This window comes from Novosphingobium sp. B 225 (genome assembly GCF_002198665.1).
In the GTDB taxonomy this organism is placed as follows: domain Bacteria; phylum Pseudomonadota; class Alphaproteobacteria; order Sphingomonadales; family Sphingomonadaceae; genus Novosphingobium.
Genome location: NZ_MWLM01000064.1, coordinates 325243 through 339395, shown reverse-complemented (window position 1 = coordinate 339395; position 14153 = coordinate 325243). Strand labels below are relative to the sequence as shown.

General features: G+C 62.6%; 14 protein-coding genes and 1 tRNA gene. 5 read left to right on the top strand and 10 right to left on the bottom strand.

All coding sequences use genetic code 11. From position 1 onward, the window contains the following. Positions 1-23: 23 nt before the first annotated feature. Genes MNBBLIKP_RS13985 through MNBBLIKP_RS13975 form a run of 3 tightly spaced genes read left to right on the top strand, consistent with a single transcriptional unit; the run spans position 24 to position 3285 of the window. Positions 24-1982 (top strand): VWA domain-containing protein, encoded by a 1959-nt coding sequence (locus MNBBLIKP_RS13985; protein WP_088310862.1) that lies wholly within the window; start codon positions 24-26, stop codon positions 1980-1982. Then, on the top strand, positions 1982-2581 hold the full coding sequence (locus MNBBLIKP_RS13980; protein WP_254913063.1) for a TadE/TadG family type IV pilus assembly protein: 600 nt from the start codon (positions 1982-1984) through the stop codon (positions 2579-2581). The genes MNBBLIKP_RS13985 and MNBBLIKP_RS13980 overlap by 1 nt, the downstream gene beginning before the upstream one ends. Beyond that, positions 2578-3285 (top strand): TadE/TadG family type IV pilus assembly protein, encoded by a 708-nt coding sequence (locus MNBBLIKP_RS13975; RefSeq protein WP_088310860.1) that lies wholly within the window; start codon positions 2578-2580, stop codon positions 3283-3285. The genes MNBBLIKP_RS13980 and MNBBLIKP_RS13975 overlap by 4 nt, the downstream gene beginning before the upstream one ends. Here the strand turns inward: MNBBLIKP_RS13975 and MNBBLIKP_RS13970 are convergent. From MNBBLIKP_RS13970 to grxC, 7 genes are all read right to left on the bottom strand, one after another. After that, complete coding sequence (locus MNBBLIKP_RS13970; protein WP_088310859.1) at positions 3282-4625, bottom strand: pyruvate dehydrogenase complex E1 component subunit beta; 1344 nt, start codon at positions 4623-4625, stop codon at positions 3282-3284. The genes MNBBLIKP_RS13975 and MNBBLIKP_RS13970 overlap by 4 nt on opposite strands. Then, the gene (pdhA, locus tag MNBBLIKP_RS13965; protein ID WP_088310858.1) at positions 4625-5707 is read right to left on the bottom strand and encodes a pyruvate dehydrogenase (acetyl-transferring) E1 component subunit alpha; all 1083 of its coding nucleotides are present in this window, start codon (positions 5705-5707) and stop codon (positions 4625-4627) included. Before pdhA ends, MNBBLIKP_RS13970 begins: the two co-directional genes overlap by 1 nt. A gap of 117 nt (positions 5708-5824) precedes the next feature. Beyond that, complete coding sequence (locus MNBBLIKP_RS13960) at positions 5825-6136, bottom strand: FtsB family cell division protein (protein ID WP_088310857.1); 312 nt, start codon at positions 6134-6136, stop codon at positions 5825-5827. Between the two features lie 126 nt (positions 6137-6262). After that, positions 6263-6339: transfer RNA gene (locus MNBBLIKP_RS13955), tRNA-Arg, on the bottom strand. A gap of 52 nt (positions 6340-6391) precedes the next feature. Next, the gene (locus MNBBLIKP_RS13950; RefSeq protein ID WP_088310856.1) at positions 6392-6850 is read right to left on the bottom strand and encodes a DUF1178 family protein; all 459 of its coding nucleotides are present in this window, start codon (positions 6848-6850) and stop codon (positions 6392-6394) included. Positions 6851-6859: 9 nt separating this feature from the next. Then, a complete protein-coding gene (locus MNBBLIKP_RS13945) occupies positions 6860-7675 on the bottom strand; it encodes a carbon-nitrogen hydrolase family protein (RefSeq protein WP_088310855.1) in 816 nt (271 codons plus the stop codon). Next, complete coding sequence (grxC, locus tag MNBBLIKP_RS13940) at positions 7672-7935, bottom strand: glutaredoxin 3 (protein ID WP_088310854.1); 264 nt, start codon at positions 7933-7935, stop codon at positions 7672-7674. Before grxC ends, MNBBLIKP_RS13945 begins: the two co-directional genes overlap by 4 nt. Before the next feature lie 155 nt (positions 7936-8090). Between grxC and MNBBLIKP_RS13935 the strand changes: the two genes are divergently transcribed. Further along, positions 8091-8558 (top strand): Hsp20 family protein, encoded by a 468-nt coding sequence (locus MNBBLIKP_RS13935; RefSeq protein ID WP_088310853.1) that lies wholly within the window; start codon positions 8091-8093, stop codon positions 8556-8558. 472 nt (positions 8559-9030) lie between these two features. Here MNBBLIKP_RS13935 and MNBBLIKP_RS13930 read toward each other — a convergent pair whose 3' ends face one another. The 3 genes from MNBBLIKP_RS13930 to tpiA all read right to left on the bottom strand — a co-directional run bounded on the left by MNBBLIKP_RS13930 (position 9031) and on the right by tpiA (position 12001). Next, complete coding sequence (locus MNBBLIKP_RS13930) at positions 9031-10665, bottom strand: CTP synthase (RefSeq protein WP_088310852.1); 1635 nt, start codon at positions 10663-10665, stop codon at positions 9031-9033. 140 nt (positions 10666-10805) lie between these two features. After that, a complete protein-coding gene (secG, locus tag MNBBLIKP_RS13925) occupies positions 10806-11162 on the bottom strand; it encodes a preprotein translocase subunit SecG (RefSeq protein WP_088310851.1) in 357 nt (118 codons plus the stop codon). Between the two features lie 83 nt (positions 11163-11245). Continuing rightward, complete coding sequence (tpiA, locus tag MNBBLIKP_RS13920; protein ID WP_088310938.1) at positions 11246-12001, bottom strand: triose-phosphate isomerase; 756 nt, start codon at positions 11999-12001, stop codon at positions 11246-11248. Between the two features lie 214 nt (positions 12002-12215). Between tpiA and MNBBLIKP_RS13915 the strand changes: the two genes are divergently transcribed. Beyond that, positions 12216-14153, top strand: coding sequence for a peptidylprolyl isomerase (locus MNBBLIKP_RS13915; RefSeq protein WP_088310850.1), 1938 nt, complete (start codon positions 12216-12218; stop codon positions 14151-14153).

Below are 14153 nucleotides of genomic sequence, written 5' to 3'. Positions count from 1 at the left end.
TGTTTTCAACGGGCGCAAAGTTCATGGCCGCAGAACGTGACATTGCCGGAAAGGAAGCGCCAGCCGGTCTGTTGACCCGGCTGATGCAGGACCGCGCCGGCAACACGCTGGCCATGATCGCGGCAGGCATCTTCCCGCTGCTGGCCATGGTAGGCGGCGGCGTGGACATGGGCCGCACCTATCTTTCGCAAAGCCGTCTGCAACAGGCCTGCGATTCGGGCGTGCTCGCCGCGCGCAAAAAGCTTGGCTCTGCAGTTGTCCTTGATGGCGAAGTTCCAGGCGACGTTTCAAAGATCGGCGAACGTTTCTTCTCGCTCAACTTCGGCGATGGTGCCTATGGCACGATCAACCGTTCGTTCGAAATGACGCTGGAAAGCGACTACGCCATCTCTGGCGAGGCGCATGTCGATGTGCCGACTTCGATCATGAACCTGTTCGGCTATGATGAGATCGCCGTCGATGTCGCCTGTTCGGCCAAGCTGAACTTTTCGAACATGGACGTGATGTTCGTGCTCGATACCACCGGTTCGATGCTCGACAAGGCCACGTCCGGTGACCCCAAGAACAAGATCGATACGCTGCGCGATGTCGTCAAAAGCTTTCACACCCAGATCGAAGCCAGCAAGACCCCCGGCACCCGGGTGCGTTATGGCTTTCTGCCCTATTCCACCAACGTCAATGTTGGCACACTGCTGAAAAGCGACTGGGTGGTGGCCGATTGGGACTATCACGGCCGCCAAGCCAAATCGACCGGCGTGACTTACCCGGTCGATCAGTACCAGACGGACTACACCTATATCAGCGGTACACAGGTAGTGATCCCGAGCTATACCACAACCGGTGCATGCCCCCCTTATTCGGTCGTCTGGACCAGTCTGGCCTCTGGCACGAACCCGGATGGCAGCACTTATGGGACAAACCAGCTGAATGGCGACGATGTCTGGTGCAATGTCAGCGCGGATGGGGCCAGCAGGACCGTTTCGGGATGGCGTTACACCAATTACACCTATTCCTGGGTGACCAAGAAGACCGGCACTGTGATGTACGATGAGTACAAGTGGCAGTACAAGCTGGTCAACCAGAGCACCACTCCGTTCAAGGGCGCGACCGGCAACGATGTGCTCAAGACCGGGATGATCCAGCTGCCGATGTACGGCTATCCCTCGCCCACTCCGGCCAATCTGGACATCTGGTTCAACGGCTGCATCGAAGAACGCGACACGTATGAGATCGACGATTACAGCGCGGTCGATCTGACCAAGGCGATCGATCTCGACATCGATCTGGTGCCGAGCCCGGGCAACACGCCCGAAGCCCGCAAGACCCAGTGGCGGCCCCTGCTGGGCGAAATCTCGTTCGAACCGGAAATCTGGTGGGATGGCACCGGCACTTTCTCCAAGGTCGCTGCCGCGACTACCAATGACTATCTGATGGCCCGCTGGGCCGGCACGTCGGCCTGCCCTTCCCCGGCGCAAAAGCTGCAGGAAATGGATGCCAGTGCGGTTTCCGGATATGTCGACAGCCTGGTTGCCGAAGGCAGCACCTATCACGACATCGGGATGATCTGGGGTGGACGGCTGCTGTCCCCGACCGGTATCTTCGCTGGCGAAAACGCCGATGTTGCGGGCAAGCCGACCAGCCGCCACATGATCTTCCTGACCGACGGGGAAACGGCTCCGCTTGACCTGTCGTACGGCACTTACGGGATCGAGCCGCTGGATACCCGGCGCTGGGATCCAAAGAAGCCGGAAGGCAATCTGACACTGGCGGAAGTGGTCGAAAAGCGCTTTGGCGTGGCGTGTTCGGAAGTGAAAAAGCGCAACATCACCGTCTGGGTGATTGGCTTCGGGGTTTCGCTCAACCCGGTGATGACCGATTGCGCCGGCCCCGGTCATTCGTTCGAAGCCACCAATGCGGCCGAACTGGAAGACGTCTTCGCCAAGATCGCGACCCAGCTTGGCGATCTGCGGATTTCGAAGTGATGCGGGCCGCCCTCAACCGGCTGCGCCGCGCGGAAGACGGCGCTACGATCGTCGAATTCGCGCTGATCACGCCGCCGTTTCTCGTCATGATGATGGGGCTCTTCGACCTGGCCTTTAACATGTACGCCAACCAGATGCTGAACGGCGCGATCCAGAAGGCAGCGCGCGATTCCACCATCGAGGCCGCGTCCGGGGCAGAGGCTGCGATTGATGCGAATGTTTCCAAGGCGGTGAAGGCAATTTCTGCCAATGCCCTGGTCCAGTTCGAGCGCCAGTCCTACAGCGACTTTTCCAACGTCAACCGGGGCGAGGATTTCAACGATCTCGACAGCAGCGGCCTGTGTGACAACGGCGAACCGTACGAGGATCTTAACGGCAACAACAAATGGGATGCCGATGTTGGCGCAGGCGGCTTTGGCGGGGCCCGCGATGCGGTGCTCTACACTGTCACCGTCACCTATCGGCGCGCCTTTCCGATCTTTGCCATGATGCCGGGGCAAGGTGAGAACTTTACCCTGCGATCCAACACTGTGCTGCGCAACCAGCCTTATGGCGGCAACAGCAGCGCTGTTGTCCCCACAACCGGGAACTGCACATGAACCTGCTTTCCGCCTTTCGCCGCCTGCTGCGTAATCGTTCCGGCGTGGCGATGACAGAATTCGCGCTGGGCGCGCCGTTGTTGCTGACTGCGGGGCTGTGGGGCACGGAAGAAGCCAACTATGCGCTCGTCAATCTCAAGATTTCGCAGCTGGCCGTGCATATGGCGGACAACGCATCGCGCGTGGGGGACACCAGCACGCTGCAGAACCGCAAGGTCTATGAAGGCGATATCAACGACGTGATCTATGGCGCCGAACTGCAGGCCGGACCGCTTGAGCTGTTCGAGCATGGCCGGGTGACCATCAGCAGTCTTGAAGTCACCACACCGCCAGCGGGCGGCGAAGGTAACCAGTACATTCACTGGCAGCGTTGCCGCGGTGCAGCCAAGTACGATTCCAGCTTTGGCAAAGAAGGTGACGGCCTGGTCAAGGCAATCGACGGCATGGGCCAGCCGGGTCAAGAGGTCTATGCCCAGCCGGGCGAGGCCGTGATCTTCGTCGAACTGGTTTACGACTACCAGCCGATGATCTCAGCGCGGTTCATTCCGGTTCATTCGATCCACGCCATCGCCGCCTTCACTGTGCGTGACAAGCGTGACCTTGCCCAGCTGTATCAGCGTGATCCCGCTGATCCCGATCAGGTCCAGTCCTGCTCCAGCTATCGCGGCACGCCCGAAGTCAGCTCGACCGGCAAGATCACCTAACGATAGCAGACCTTGCGCACGGCAGCCGCGATCTTCGCAGCGTCGATCAGCGCGGCTTTTTCCAGATTGGCAGCATAGGGCAGCGGTACGTCTTCATCGCAGACCCGCAGCACCGGCGCATCGAGGTGGTCGAAGCCGTCCTCCATGCAGATCGCCATCACTTCCGACGCGATCGAGCACTGCGGCCAGCCTTCCTCTGCCACGACCAGTCGGTTGGTCTTGGCCAGCGAAGTCAGCACCGCCTCGCGGTCAAGCGGGCGCAGGGTGCGCAGATCGAGCACTTCGGCATCGATCCCCTCACCCGCGAGCAGTTCCGCCGCTTCCAGCGCCAGGCCGACGCCGATTGAATAGCTGACGATCGTGACGTCCTTGCCTTCCCGCATGATCCGCGCCTTGCCGATCGGCAGGACGTGGTCATCCAGTTCCGGCAGTTCGAAGCTGCGGCCATAGATCAGTTCGTTTTCCAGGAATACGACCGGATCGTCGCTGCGGATCGCGGCCTTGAGCAGGCCCTTGGCATCAGCCGCATCATAGGGCGCAATCACCACCAGGCCAGGGACATTGGCGTACCACGGGCCATAGTTCTGGCTGTGCTGCGCGCCAACCCGGCTGGCCGCGCCGTTGGGGCCGCGGAACACCACCGGGCAGCGCATCTGCCCGCCCGACATGTAATTGGTCTTGGCGGCAGAATTGATCACGTGGTCAATCGCCTGCATGGCGAAGTTGAAGGTCATGAATTCAACGATCGGACGCAGCCCGCCCATCGCCGCCCCGGTGCCGATCCCGGCAAAGCCGTATTCGGTGATCGGAGTGTCGATCACGCGCTTGGGGCCGAATTCGTCGAGCAGGCCCTGGGTAACCTTGTAGGCCCCCTGGTACTGCGCCACTTCCTCACCCATCACGAACACGCGCGGATCACGGCGCATTTCCTCGGCCATGGCATCGCGCAAGGCTTCGCGCACGGTGGAGGTCTTCATGTTGGTGCCGGCGGGCACTTCGGGATCGGCAGGCCGCGCGGCGGCTGCCGGACGCTCAGGAGCAGCAGCCGGAGCCGCTGCAGCGACAGGCGCAGCAGCAGGAGCCGGAGCCGCTGCCCCGCCCTCACCACCGATCACCGCGATCACGGTGCCGACTTTGACCCCTTCGGTGCCTTCAGCAACCAGGATCTGGCCGATCACGCCTTCGTCAACGGCTTCGAATTCCATCGTCGCCTTGTCGGTCTCGATCTCGGCCAGGATGTCCCCGCTTTTGACCTCGTCACCTTCCTTGACCAGCCATTTGGCCAGCGTCCCTTCCTCCATGGTCGGGGACAGCGCGGGCATCTTGAGTTCGATAGCCATCAGTAGCTCTCCACCAGAACGTCGGTGTAGAGATCGTGCATTTCGGGCTCCGGTGAATTTTCAGCGAAATCGGCGCTTTCGGACACTTGCGCACGGATGCGCTTGTCGATGTCCTTGAGCTTGTCCTCGGCCACGCCGCGCGACAGTAGTTCGGCCTTGGCGGCATCGATCGGATCGTGCTTGTCGCGCATTTCCTGCACTTCCTCGCGGCTGCGGTACTTGGCCGGGTCCGACATCGAATGGCCGCGATAGCGATAGGTCTGCAGTTCCATCAGCACCGGCCCGTTGCCCGCACGGACATAGTCCAGCGCGACATTGGCGGCGGCGCGCACTTCCAGCACGTCCATGCCGTTGACGCTCATCCCCGGAATGCGGAACGCGGTGCCGCGGCGGTAGAAATGGGTTTCGGCACTGCCCCGGGTCACGGCGGTGCCCATCGCATAGCCGTTGTTTTCGACCACGAAGACCACCGGCAACTGCCACAGCGCCGCCATGTTGAACGCTTCGTAGACCTGCCCCTGATTGGCCGCGCCATCGCCGAAATAGGCCATGCAGACGCCGCCGTCCTCGTTGTACTTGTGGGCAAAGGCCAGCCCTGCCCCCAGCGGCACTTGCGCACCGACGATGCCGTGGCCGCCGTAGAATTTGTGTTCGGTGCTGAACATGTGCATCGAACCGCCCTTGCCGCGCGAGATCCCCGCGCCGCGGCCAGTCAGTTCGGCCATGATCACTTTGGGATCGATCCCATAGGCCAGCATGTGGCCGTGATCGCGGTAACCGGTGATCACGCTGTCCTTGCCCGGGGCCAGCGCCGATTGCAGCCCCACGGCCACCGCTTCCTGACCGATATAAAGATGGCAGAAGCCGCCGATCAGGCCCAGGCCGTAAAGCTGGCCTGCGCGTTCTTCAAACCGGCGGATCAGCACCATCTGTTCGTAGAACTGCAGCAGCTCTTCGTCACTGGCGGCATAGCGCATGTTCGCCTCGAACGCTTCCTGGAGGCTGCGCAGCGCGAAATTTTCGTCGCCGGCAGCGGCCTTGGCAGGCGTCTTGCGGCTCGGGGCGGACTTGGCCAATTGCATCTCCCTGGGGACTGGACTGCTGATCCGGCCTATAGGGCGTAGCAGCCGTAAGGGAAACTCTCCCATACGTATTTTGTGATTGGCGCGGCAAACAAGTGTTGCCGCCGCCCGCAGCGATCAATGCAGCAGCATGACCATTTCATCGGGGTGGACCACATTCAGGTCCTTGCGCAGCAGTTCCCCTGCCATGTCAGGATCGACCCCGCGCGGATTGAGCAGTGCAACCCGGTTTTTCAGGTCACTGCGCTCAAGCGAGAGCTGCTGCAATTCCTTCTGGCGCTGCGCCAGCAAGCGGTTGTTCTCGCTCCAGGCGAGCAATCCGCTGGGACCGAACAGCGCCATCCCGGCCATCAGCAGCAGGGCTGTCAACGCCAGGGCCTGGGTCACCCTTTCACGCTGAATTCTGTGTTCGATTTTTCCGCCCTGCATTCAGCCTTAGAATCACAAGTGATTCAGCGGATCAAGCGCTATTTTTAACCATATTGCAGAAATGTGACGCCGGGTTTTCGTGGGATCGCAAACTGGCCGGGGAAGCGCTTGAATTCGCCGTATAAATGGTGCGCCCGACGGGATTCGAACCCATGGCCCCCAGATTAGGAATCTGGTGCTCTATCCTGCTGAGCTACGGGCGCGCCGACAGGGCCTGTAACGCGCACGGGTCCGGGCGGCAAGGATCGGGATGGTTCAGTTGAGTTCTTCAGGGGGGGCAACCGGGAATGGCAAGGGCATAACCGGCACGCCTTCCTCCAGCAATTCCTTGGCCTGCTGCGCGGTGGCCTGCCCGTGGACCACTTCATGATCCTGATCGCCATAGTGGATCGCGCGGCTGACATCGGCAAATTTGTCCCCCACCCAGCGCGATTGCTTGAGTGCTTCGGATTGCACTTCCGCCAGCTTTTGCAGCATCTGCACGGCTTCGGGGGGAAGCTTGCCTCCCGCCATTGGCAAGGCCGGTGCATCGCTGCGCTGATTGCCCTTGCGCGGGACCGCGGGTGCCATCGGCGCCTTGATCACATCGCCGCTGCCGCACTGCGGACAGCTGACCAGTCCGCGTGCCTGCTGCGCGGCAAAGTCCTCCGAACTGGCGAACCAGCCTTCGAAACGGTGGCCAAGGTTTTGGCATTGCAGGTCAAACACGATCATCGCATCGCCCTATGTGGTGATCGGGCGCTTGTTGGCAAGGCTGGGCAACTGTGCACGCACGGCGGCGGTCCGCGCGGGATCGAGTTCGGCAAAGCCGAGGCCGCTTTCAGCGCCGCCCATGTCGAGCACTACATCTCCCCACGGATCCACCACCAGACTGTGGCCATAGGTTTCGCGCCCGTCCTGATGCTTGCCGACTTGCGCGGCGGCGACCACAAAGGCGCTGGCCTCAACCGCGCGGGCACGCTGCATCAGATGCCAATGCGCCGCGCCGGTCGGCACCGTAAAGGCCGCGGGGATCGAGATCAGGTCGCACTTCGCCCGCCCCAGCGCCTCGAACAGTGCCGGAAAGCGAAGATCATAGCAGATCGCAAGCCCGAGCAGGCCCGCCGGGGTTTCCACGGTGACCACGTGCTCACCCGGCGCATAGGCATTGGATTCGCGCCAGCTCTCTCCGGTGGCGAGATCGACATCGAACATGTGGATCTTGTCATAACGCGCCGCAACTTCGCCCTGGGCATCGATCACAAAGCAGCGGTTGGCCCAGCGGCCATCCTCGCGCAGCACTGGCAAGCTGCCCAGCACAACCCAGATCCCCGCACCGGCCGCCGCCTCGCAAACCTTGGCCAGTACGATGCTCTGCGCTTCCGGCACGACATGCGGCGTGGCGCGGGAACGATCACGGTCGATCAGGCCGGACATTTCGGGCGTGAACAGCATCTTCGCCCCGCCCATCGCCGCTCCGCCAACCGCGCCGACGATCGCTTCGGCATTGCCTTCGGGATCAATTCCCGAGGTCATCTGGAACAGGGCAATCCTCGTCACAAGCCCAGCATCGGATCAAGCTTACCCGCGCGCTCCAGTGCGTGGAGTTCATCGCAGCCACCCACGGCTTGATCGGCAATCAGGATCTGCGGCACGGTCATCGCGCCGGGCACGCGGTCTTGCATCTCAGCCTTTTTCGGGCCGCCCAGTGTAATGTCATACTCATCGTACTGCACGCCCTTGGCGTCGAGCAGCGCCTTGGCGCGGACGCAATAGGGGCAGCCCCATTTGGTGTAGATTTCAACCTTGGGCGCAGTCATGCAAATTCCTTTCGGGTCGTCCCCACCCCTTGAAACGCGATCCGGCTACCATATCTCTGCCGTGGTGTCATGGTCCGCATGTGGGGATGGCACCACCACGAAGCGCCGGTTTCGGGCTTCGTACCAGTCAAACTCGCTCATAAGAGGATTTTGCCATGAACCGTTTCGATTTTACCCCCTATCGCCGCACCATGGTTGGCTTTGACCGGCTGTTCGATCTGCTGGAAAACCACAACCGGCTGAACAGTGGCGATAATTACCCCCCCTTCAACATCGAGCGCCGCGGCGATGAAGCCTATCGCATCACGCTGGCCGTGGCCGGGTTCAAGCCCGCCGATATCGAGATCACCGCCCAGCAGAACCTGCTGGTGGTCCAGGGCAAGAAGGGCGAGGAAGCGGCCGGCGCACAGTACCTGCATGTTGGCATTGCCCAGCGCGGATTTGAACGCCGCTTCGAACTGGCCGACTATGTCCGGGTTGACGATGCCAATCTCGAAGACGGCCTGTTGACCATCGATCTGGTGCGCGAAGTGCCCGAAGCGATGAAGCCCAAGACCATTCCGGTCGGCACGCAAAAGTCGCTGTCGGTGGTCCAGACTGACAAGGGCAGCGCTGCGGCCTGATCCGCAGCCCGGCACCCGATAAAGTTCGGGGGTGAGGCCCGAAAGCCCCACCCCCACGGTGCTTGCGCACCGCCTTGTCAGCGGATTGATCGTCCGGGTCGCAGAAGACGATCAGCGCTCAACAAGTCTGTTGGCAGGAATAGCCCCACCGAATTCATTTGTCACCCGATGGCATGCATCGAGGGAAGGAAACCGCAACGGATTAGGTTAGGATTGCGTAACCGGTCATTCCGCTGGCTGATGCCCAACCGATCTTCTTTCGCAATCTGCACCTGGCACAAATCATGCCCCGCCGCAGCGTGCTACCCTGTTCCGCAATCTCCATCACGACCCGCTGGCGACCGCTTTGTTGCGATTCGCTTTCAGTTGCGTGTCGCTATGGGATTGCTGGGCGGCAATGCAAGCCAATCTTGTCCCGAGGGCCAAGAAATTCACAGATCCACTGCCCGCGCCGCCATCGGGCCAATGGCCATCAAACCAGCCGGGCCTGCTGCAATGCGGCGGCGATGAACCCGGAAAACAGCGGGTGGGGATCGAACGGGCGGCTTTTCAATTCCGGATGGAACTGAACGCCGACAAACCAGGGATGGTCCGGCCGTTCGACGATTTCGGGCAGCAGGCCATCGGGCGACATCCCCGAAAAGACCAGCCCCCCGGCCTCCAGCCGGTCACGGTAGGCCCCGTTGACTTCATAGCGATGGCGGTGACGCTCGCTGATGGTCGTCGCGCCGCCATAGATCGCGGAAACGTGGCTGTTGCCGGCCAGCCTGGCCTCATAAGCGCCGAGCCGCATGGTTCCGCCCAGGTCCGTGTCTGCACCGCGCTGTTGCAGGCCTTCAGGGCTCATCCATTCGGTGATGATCCCCACCACCGGTTCGTCCGTTGGGCCGAATTCGGTTGAACTGGCGGCAGCAATCCCGGCCGTGTTGCGCGCCCCTTCGATGCAGGCCATCTGCATGCCAAGGCAGATCCCGAAGAACGGCACCTTGCGCTCGCGGGCAAAGCGGACCGAGGCGATCTTGCCCTCGGTCCCGCGAACACCAAACCCGCCGGGGACGAGAATGCCGTGGAGCGGTTCGAGCCGGGCGACGATCTCGCTGTCATCCTCTTCAAACAGTTCGGCATCGATCCAGCGGATGTTGACCTTGACCCGGTTGGCCATGCCGCCATGGACCAGCGCCTCGTTCAGGCTCTTGTAGGCATCGGGCAGGCCGACATATTTGCCGACCACGCCGATGTTCACTTCGCCTTCGGGATGCTGATAGCGATCAACAATATCGACCCAGCGCGCCAGGTCCGGCCTGGGTGCGGTCAGGCCGAAATGGTGCAGCACTTCGTCATCCAACCCTTCGGCATGGTACTGGATCGGCACGGAATAGATGCTGCTGGCGTCCAGGGCCGGAATCACGGCCTGCTTGCGGACGTTGCAGAACAGCGCGATCTTGGCGCGCTCGTTCTCGGGCAAGGGATGCTCACAACGGCACAGCAAGATGTCGGGCTGGATCCCCAGGCTGGTCAGTTCGCGAACCGAATGCTGGGTCGGCTTGGTTTTGAGCTCACCGGCCGCAGAAACATAGGGAACCAGCGTGACATGGACCGAACAGGTCGCCTCGCGGCCCAGTTCGTTGCGCAGCTGGCGCAGGGCTTCGATAAAGGGCAGGCCTTCAATATCGCCCACGGTTCCGCCGATTTCGCACAGCACGAAATCGAGATCGTCGGTATCCGCCTTGGCAAATTCCTTGATCGCATCGGTCACGTGCGGAATCACCTGGACTGTGGCACCGAGATAGTCCCCACGCCGTTCCTTGGCGATGATGTCGCGATAGATCCGGCCCGAAGTGATATTGTCCGCCTGCCGGGCTGAAACGCCGGTAAAGCGTTCATAGTGCCCCAGATCCAGGTCGGTTTCGGCCCCGTCATCCGTCACATAGACTTCGCCATGCTGATAGGGGCTCATCGTCCCGGGGTCGACGTTGAGATAGGGGTCAAACTTGCGAATGCGGACCTTGTAGCCACGCGCCTGCAGCAGCGCCGCGAGGCTTGCCGCCATGAGACCTTTGCCGAGCGAGGAGACCACGCCGCCGGTGATGAAAATGAACCGCGCCATGGGATTCGGGCCTTAATCCGGTATGCGGGATTCGGGCAAGCGTTGCCTGCCGCAATCCACAGATGAGATAGAATTCACGCACGCCATGGGTCCGCGCAGGACCGATCCGGTCCGTTGCGGCCGACCTGGCCGGGCGTGGCTTATTGCTTGGTCGCGCCGCCCAGGGGATCGGGCGCGGCAGCAGGCGATGCGGCCGGGTTGGCCGGAGCAGCGGCCGGGGCCTCGATCGGGGTCTGGGTGCGCTGCAGGCTGGTGTCGATCGTCCGGCCCGAAGTGGACCGAACCGCCAGCACCGCCAGCACAATGCTGAGCACCACGAACATGATTGCCAGCACCGCCGTCGCGCGGGTCAGAAAGTCTGCCGCGCCGCGGGCAGACATCAGCCCGCCGGGGCTGCCGCCCACGCCCAGCCCGCCGCCTTCCGATTTCTGCATCAGAATGACGGTGACCAGCAGGGCGGCGACAATCGCCTGAACGACGGTGATGAATATGAACATGGGCTATCCGCGAGAAAGATCTGTTGCCGCGCATCTAGGCGCGGTTGGGGCATAGCGCAAGGCGTGGCGGCCTGCCGCCCGCCTCAATCCTCGGCCGGGCCGGCTGCAGCGACGATCTGGAGGAAGCTGTCCGCAGTCAGGCTTGCCCCGCCAACCAGTGCTCCGCCCACTTCGGCAACCGCCAGCAATTCGTTCGCATTGCCCGCATTGACCGAGCCGCCGTACAGAATCCGCACCGCAGCGCCGCCATCGCCATAGATCGCCAGCAAATGGGCACGGATCGCAGCGTGCATGGCCGCAACATCATCCACCGAAGGAACCCGTCCGGTACCGATCGCCCAGACCGGCTCATAAGCCACGGTGACCCGGGCTGCATCGCCCTCACCGCGCGGAAGCGAGCCTTCCAGCTGAGCATCGACCACGGCTTCGGCACGGCCGGCATCACGCTCGGCCTCAGTTTCGCCCACACAGACGATCACGTCCAGTCCGGCAGCAATGGCCGCATCAGCCTTGGCCTGAACCATCGCGTCGCTTTCGCCGTGCATGGCCCGTCGTTCGCTGTGCCCGACGATGACGAAGACCGCGCCAGCATCCTTGAGCATCGGTGCCGAGACTTCACCCGTAAAGGCTCCGCTGGGCTGGGCGTGGCAATCCTGCCCGCCGACGAACAGGTTTTGCCCGGTTTCGGCCATGGCATGAACCAGCGTAAAGGGCGGCGCGATGCCAACCCGGACGCCGGGATGACGCTGGGCCCCGCGATCGATCGACCGGGCCTCGCTCATCGCGGCGCGCAGGCCGTTCATCTTCCAGTTGCCGACAATGTAAGGTCGGTGCGGCATATGTTCCCCTGCATCGATTACCACCGCGCGGTTTGCCCCGCAGCGAATCCTCCTTGCGCCTAGGCCACCACGGCGCGGCTTGTCAAAAGCCAAGCACGGCCAATGCGACGAGCCGTGGGTTGCGCCGCGCCGCCCATTGCGGGATGGCCAATTGCCGCCTAAAGCCGCCCGACCGGCCCGCATTTCGCGGGCATAGCTGTTTGGCGAAGGTGCGATGCTGCAGTTTTTCCGCAATTTCTTCAGTTCAAAAGTGGGCGTGGTCATCACCCTGTCGTTTGTAGGGTTGATGGCCCTGGCCTTTGCTGGCGGGGATATCGCCTCCAGCGGCGCCTTTGGCGGCGTCGCGGGGGGAGACCGGATCGCCACAGTTGGCAATGACCGGGTCAGCACTTCGGAACTTGAACGCGCTGCGACCCGATCGGTTGAACAGCTGCGTCAGGAAGATCCGACGCTGAACATGAAGAGCTTTCTGGCCCAGGGCGGGCTGGACCGGGTGATCGGACAGCTGGTCGATCTGACCGCCTTGCGCAATTTCGGGGAAAAATACGGCATCCATATCGGTGACCGCCTGATTGACAGCGAAGTGGGCAAATTTGCCGAGGTCAAAGGGCTGGATGGCAAGTTCAGCGACCAGGCCTATCGCGGGTTCCTGAACCAGCGCGGCCTGACCGATGAACAATTCCGCAGCCAGGTGGCGGCCACATTGATGGCGCGTCAGCTGCTGACCAGCGCCGACATGGGCATTTCGGTGCCGACCGGACTTAGCCAGCGTTATGCCGGGATCGTCACCGAACGGCGCGTTGGACAGATCGCCATGCTGCCTTCCGCCGCCTTCGCTCCCAGGACCGCGCCCGACGATGCCGAACTGGGCGCGTGGTACCGGGCCAACCAGGCCGATTATCAGCGCCCTGAACGCCGCGTGCTGCGCTATGCCAGCTTCACCGACGCAGTGATCAAGGGGCTGGCCGCCCCCACCGATGCTGAAGTTGCGGCACGCTACAACGCCAACAAGGCGCAGTATGCTGCCAGCGAAGGCCGCAAGTTCAGCCAGTTGATCCTGCCGACCGAAGCCGCCGCCAAAGCGGTCGCAGGCGAAATCGCTGCGGGCAAATCGATGGAACAGGCCGCCCAGCCCAAGGGCCTGAGCGTGGCCGTGCTCGACAAGCAGACCCCTGCCAGCCTCTCTGGGCAGGCCTCTGCCGCAATTGCCGATGCCGCGTTCAAGGCAAGCAAGGGCGCGGTGGTGGGCCCGCTGAAGGGGCCGATCGGCTGGGTCTTGCTGCGGGTCGATGCAATCGAAGGGAAGGCTGGAAAAAGCCTGGATCAGGCCCGGCCAGAGATTGTCGCCGCACTCACCACGGAAAAACGCCGCGCCGCGCTGACCGACTATTCGGCGCGGATCGAGGAAGAGTTCGACAATGGCGCGACCCTGGCCGATGTTGCCAAGGAACTGGGCCTGACGCTCAGCAACACGCCGCCGCTGACCGCCGACGGGCAGGTCTTTGGCCAGCCGGGCACCACTGCGCCCGCGCTGCTGGCGCGGGTCATCCCCACGGCCTTTGCGATGGAAGGCGAAGGCCAGCCGCAGCTGGCAGAAGTTGAGCCGGGCAAGACGTTCCTGGTCTATGATGCCGCCGCAATCCAGCCCGCCGCCGCGCCGCCGCTGGCCGAGATCAAGGCCCAGGTGCTGACCGACTTCCAGCTCGCCAAGGGCGCCGAAGCAGCCCATGCCGCCGCCAAGAAGGTTGAAGCCGCGATGCGCAAGGGTGCTGACATGCAAACCGCCGTCGCCGCGCTGGGCATGGCCCTGCCCCCGGTCGACAAGCTTGATCTGCCCCGCCAGCAGGTTCAGGCCATGGCTGACAAGGCCCCGCCGCCGGTTTCAATGCTGTTCGCGATCGCCAAGGGGTCGGTCAAGCTGATGGCTGCTCCGCAGCACCGTGGATGGTACGTGGTCAAGGCGGTGGACGTGATCCCCGGCCAGATCGCCGCCAACGATCCCCGCCTGGGCGAGGTAAAGCAGCAGTTCGTCCGGGTGCTCAGCCAGGAATACTACGAACAGCTGATCGCCGCGATGCGCAAGGACGTGGGCGTGAAGCGCAATGAAACTGCGATCAAGGCGGTGGAGACCCGGCTGAAGGGCGGCAACTGA

Excerpts from the sequence above, each read along its gene's own strand:
- MNBBLIKP_RS13985 (WP_088310862.1), top strand. The coding sequence starts at position 24 with ATGGCCGCAGAACGTGACATTGCCGGAAAGGAAGCGCCAGCCGGTCTG.
- MNBBLIKP_RS13980 (WP_254913063.1), top strand. The coding sequence starts at position 1,982 with ATGCGGGCCGCCCTCAACCGGCTGCGCCGCGCGGAAGACGGCGCTACG.
- MNBBLIKP_RS13975 (WP_088310860.1), top strand. The coding sequence starts at position 2,578 with ATGAACCTGCTTTCCGCCTTTCGCCGCCTGCTGCGTAATCGTTCCGGC.
- MNBBLIKP_RS13970 (WP_088310859.1), bottom strand. The coding sequence starts at position 4,625 with ATGGCTATCGAACTCAAGATGCCCGCGCTGTCCCCGACCATGGAGGAA.
- pdhA (WP_088310858.1), bottom strand. The coding sequence starts at position 5,707 with ATGCAATTGGCCAAGTCCGCCCCGAGCCGCAAGACGCCTGCCAAGGCC.
- MNBBLIKP_RS13960 (WP_088310857.1), bottom strand. The coding sequence starts at position 6,136 with ATGCAGGGCGGAAAAATCGAACACAGAATTCAGCGTGAAAGGGTGACC.
- MNBBLIKP_RS13950 (WP_088310856.1), bottom strand. The coding sequence starts at position 6,850 with ATGATCGTGTTTGACCTGCAATGCCAAAACCTTGGCCACCGTTTCGAA.
- grxC (WP_088310854.1), bottom strand. The coding sequence starts at position 7,935 with ATGACTGCGCCCAAGGTTGAAATCTACACCAAATGGGGCTGCCCCTAT.
- MNBBLIKP_RS13935 (WP_088310853.1), top strand. The coding sequence starts at position 8,091 with ATGAACCGTTTCGATTTTACCCCCTATCGCCGCACCATGGTTGGCTTT.
- MNBBLIKP_RS13930 (WP_088310852.1), bottom strand. The coding sequence starts at position 10,665 with ATGGCGCGGTTCATTTTCATCACCGGCGGCGTGGTCTCCTCGCTCGGC.
- secG (WP_088310851.1), bottom strand. The coding sequence starts at position 11,162 with ATGTTCATATTCATCACCGTCGTTCAGGCGATTGTCGCCGCCCTGCTG.
- tpiA (WP_088310938.1), bottom strand. The coding sequence starts at position 12,001 with ATGCCGCACCGACCTTACATTGTCGGCAACTGGAAGATGAACGGCCTG.
- MNBBLIKP_RS13915 (WP_088310850.1), top strand. The coding sequence starts at position 12,216 with ATGCTGCAGTTTTTCCGCAATTTCTTCAGTTCAAAAGTGGGCGTGGTC.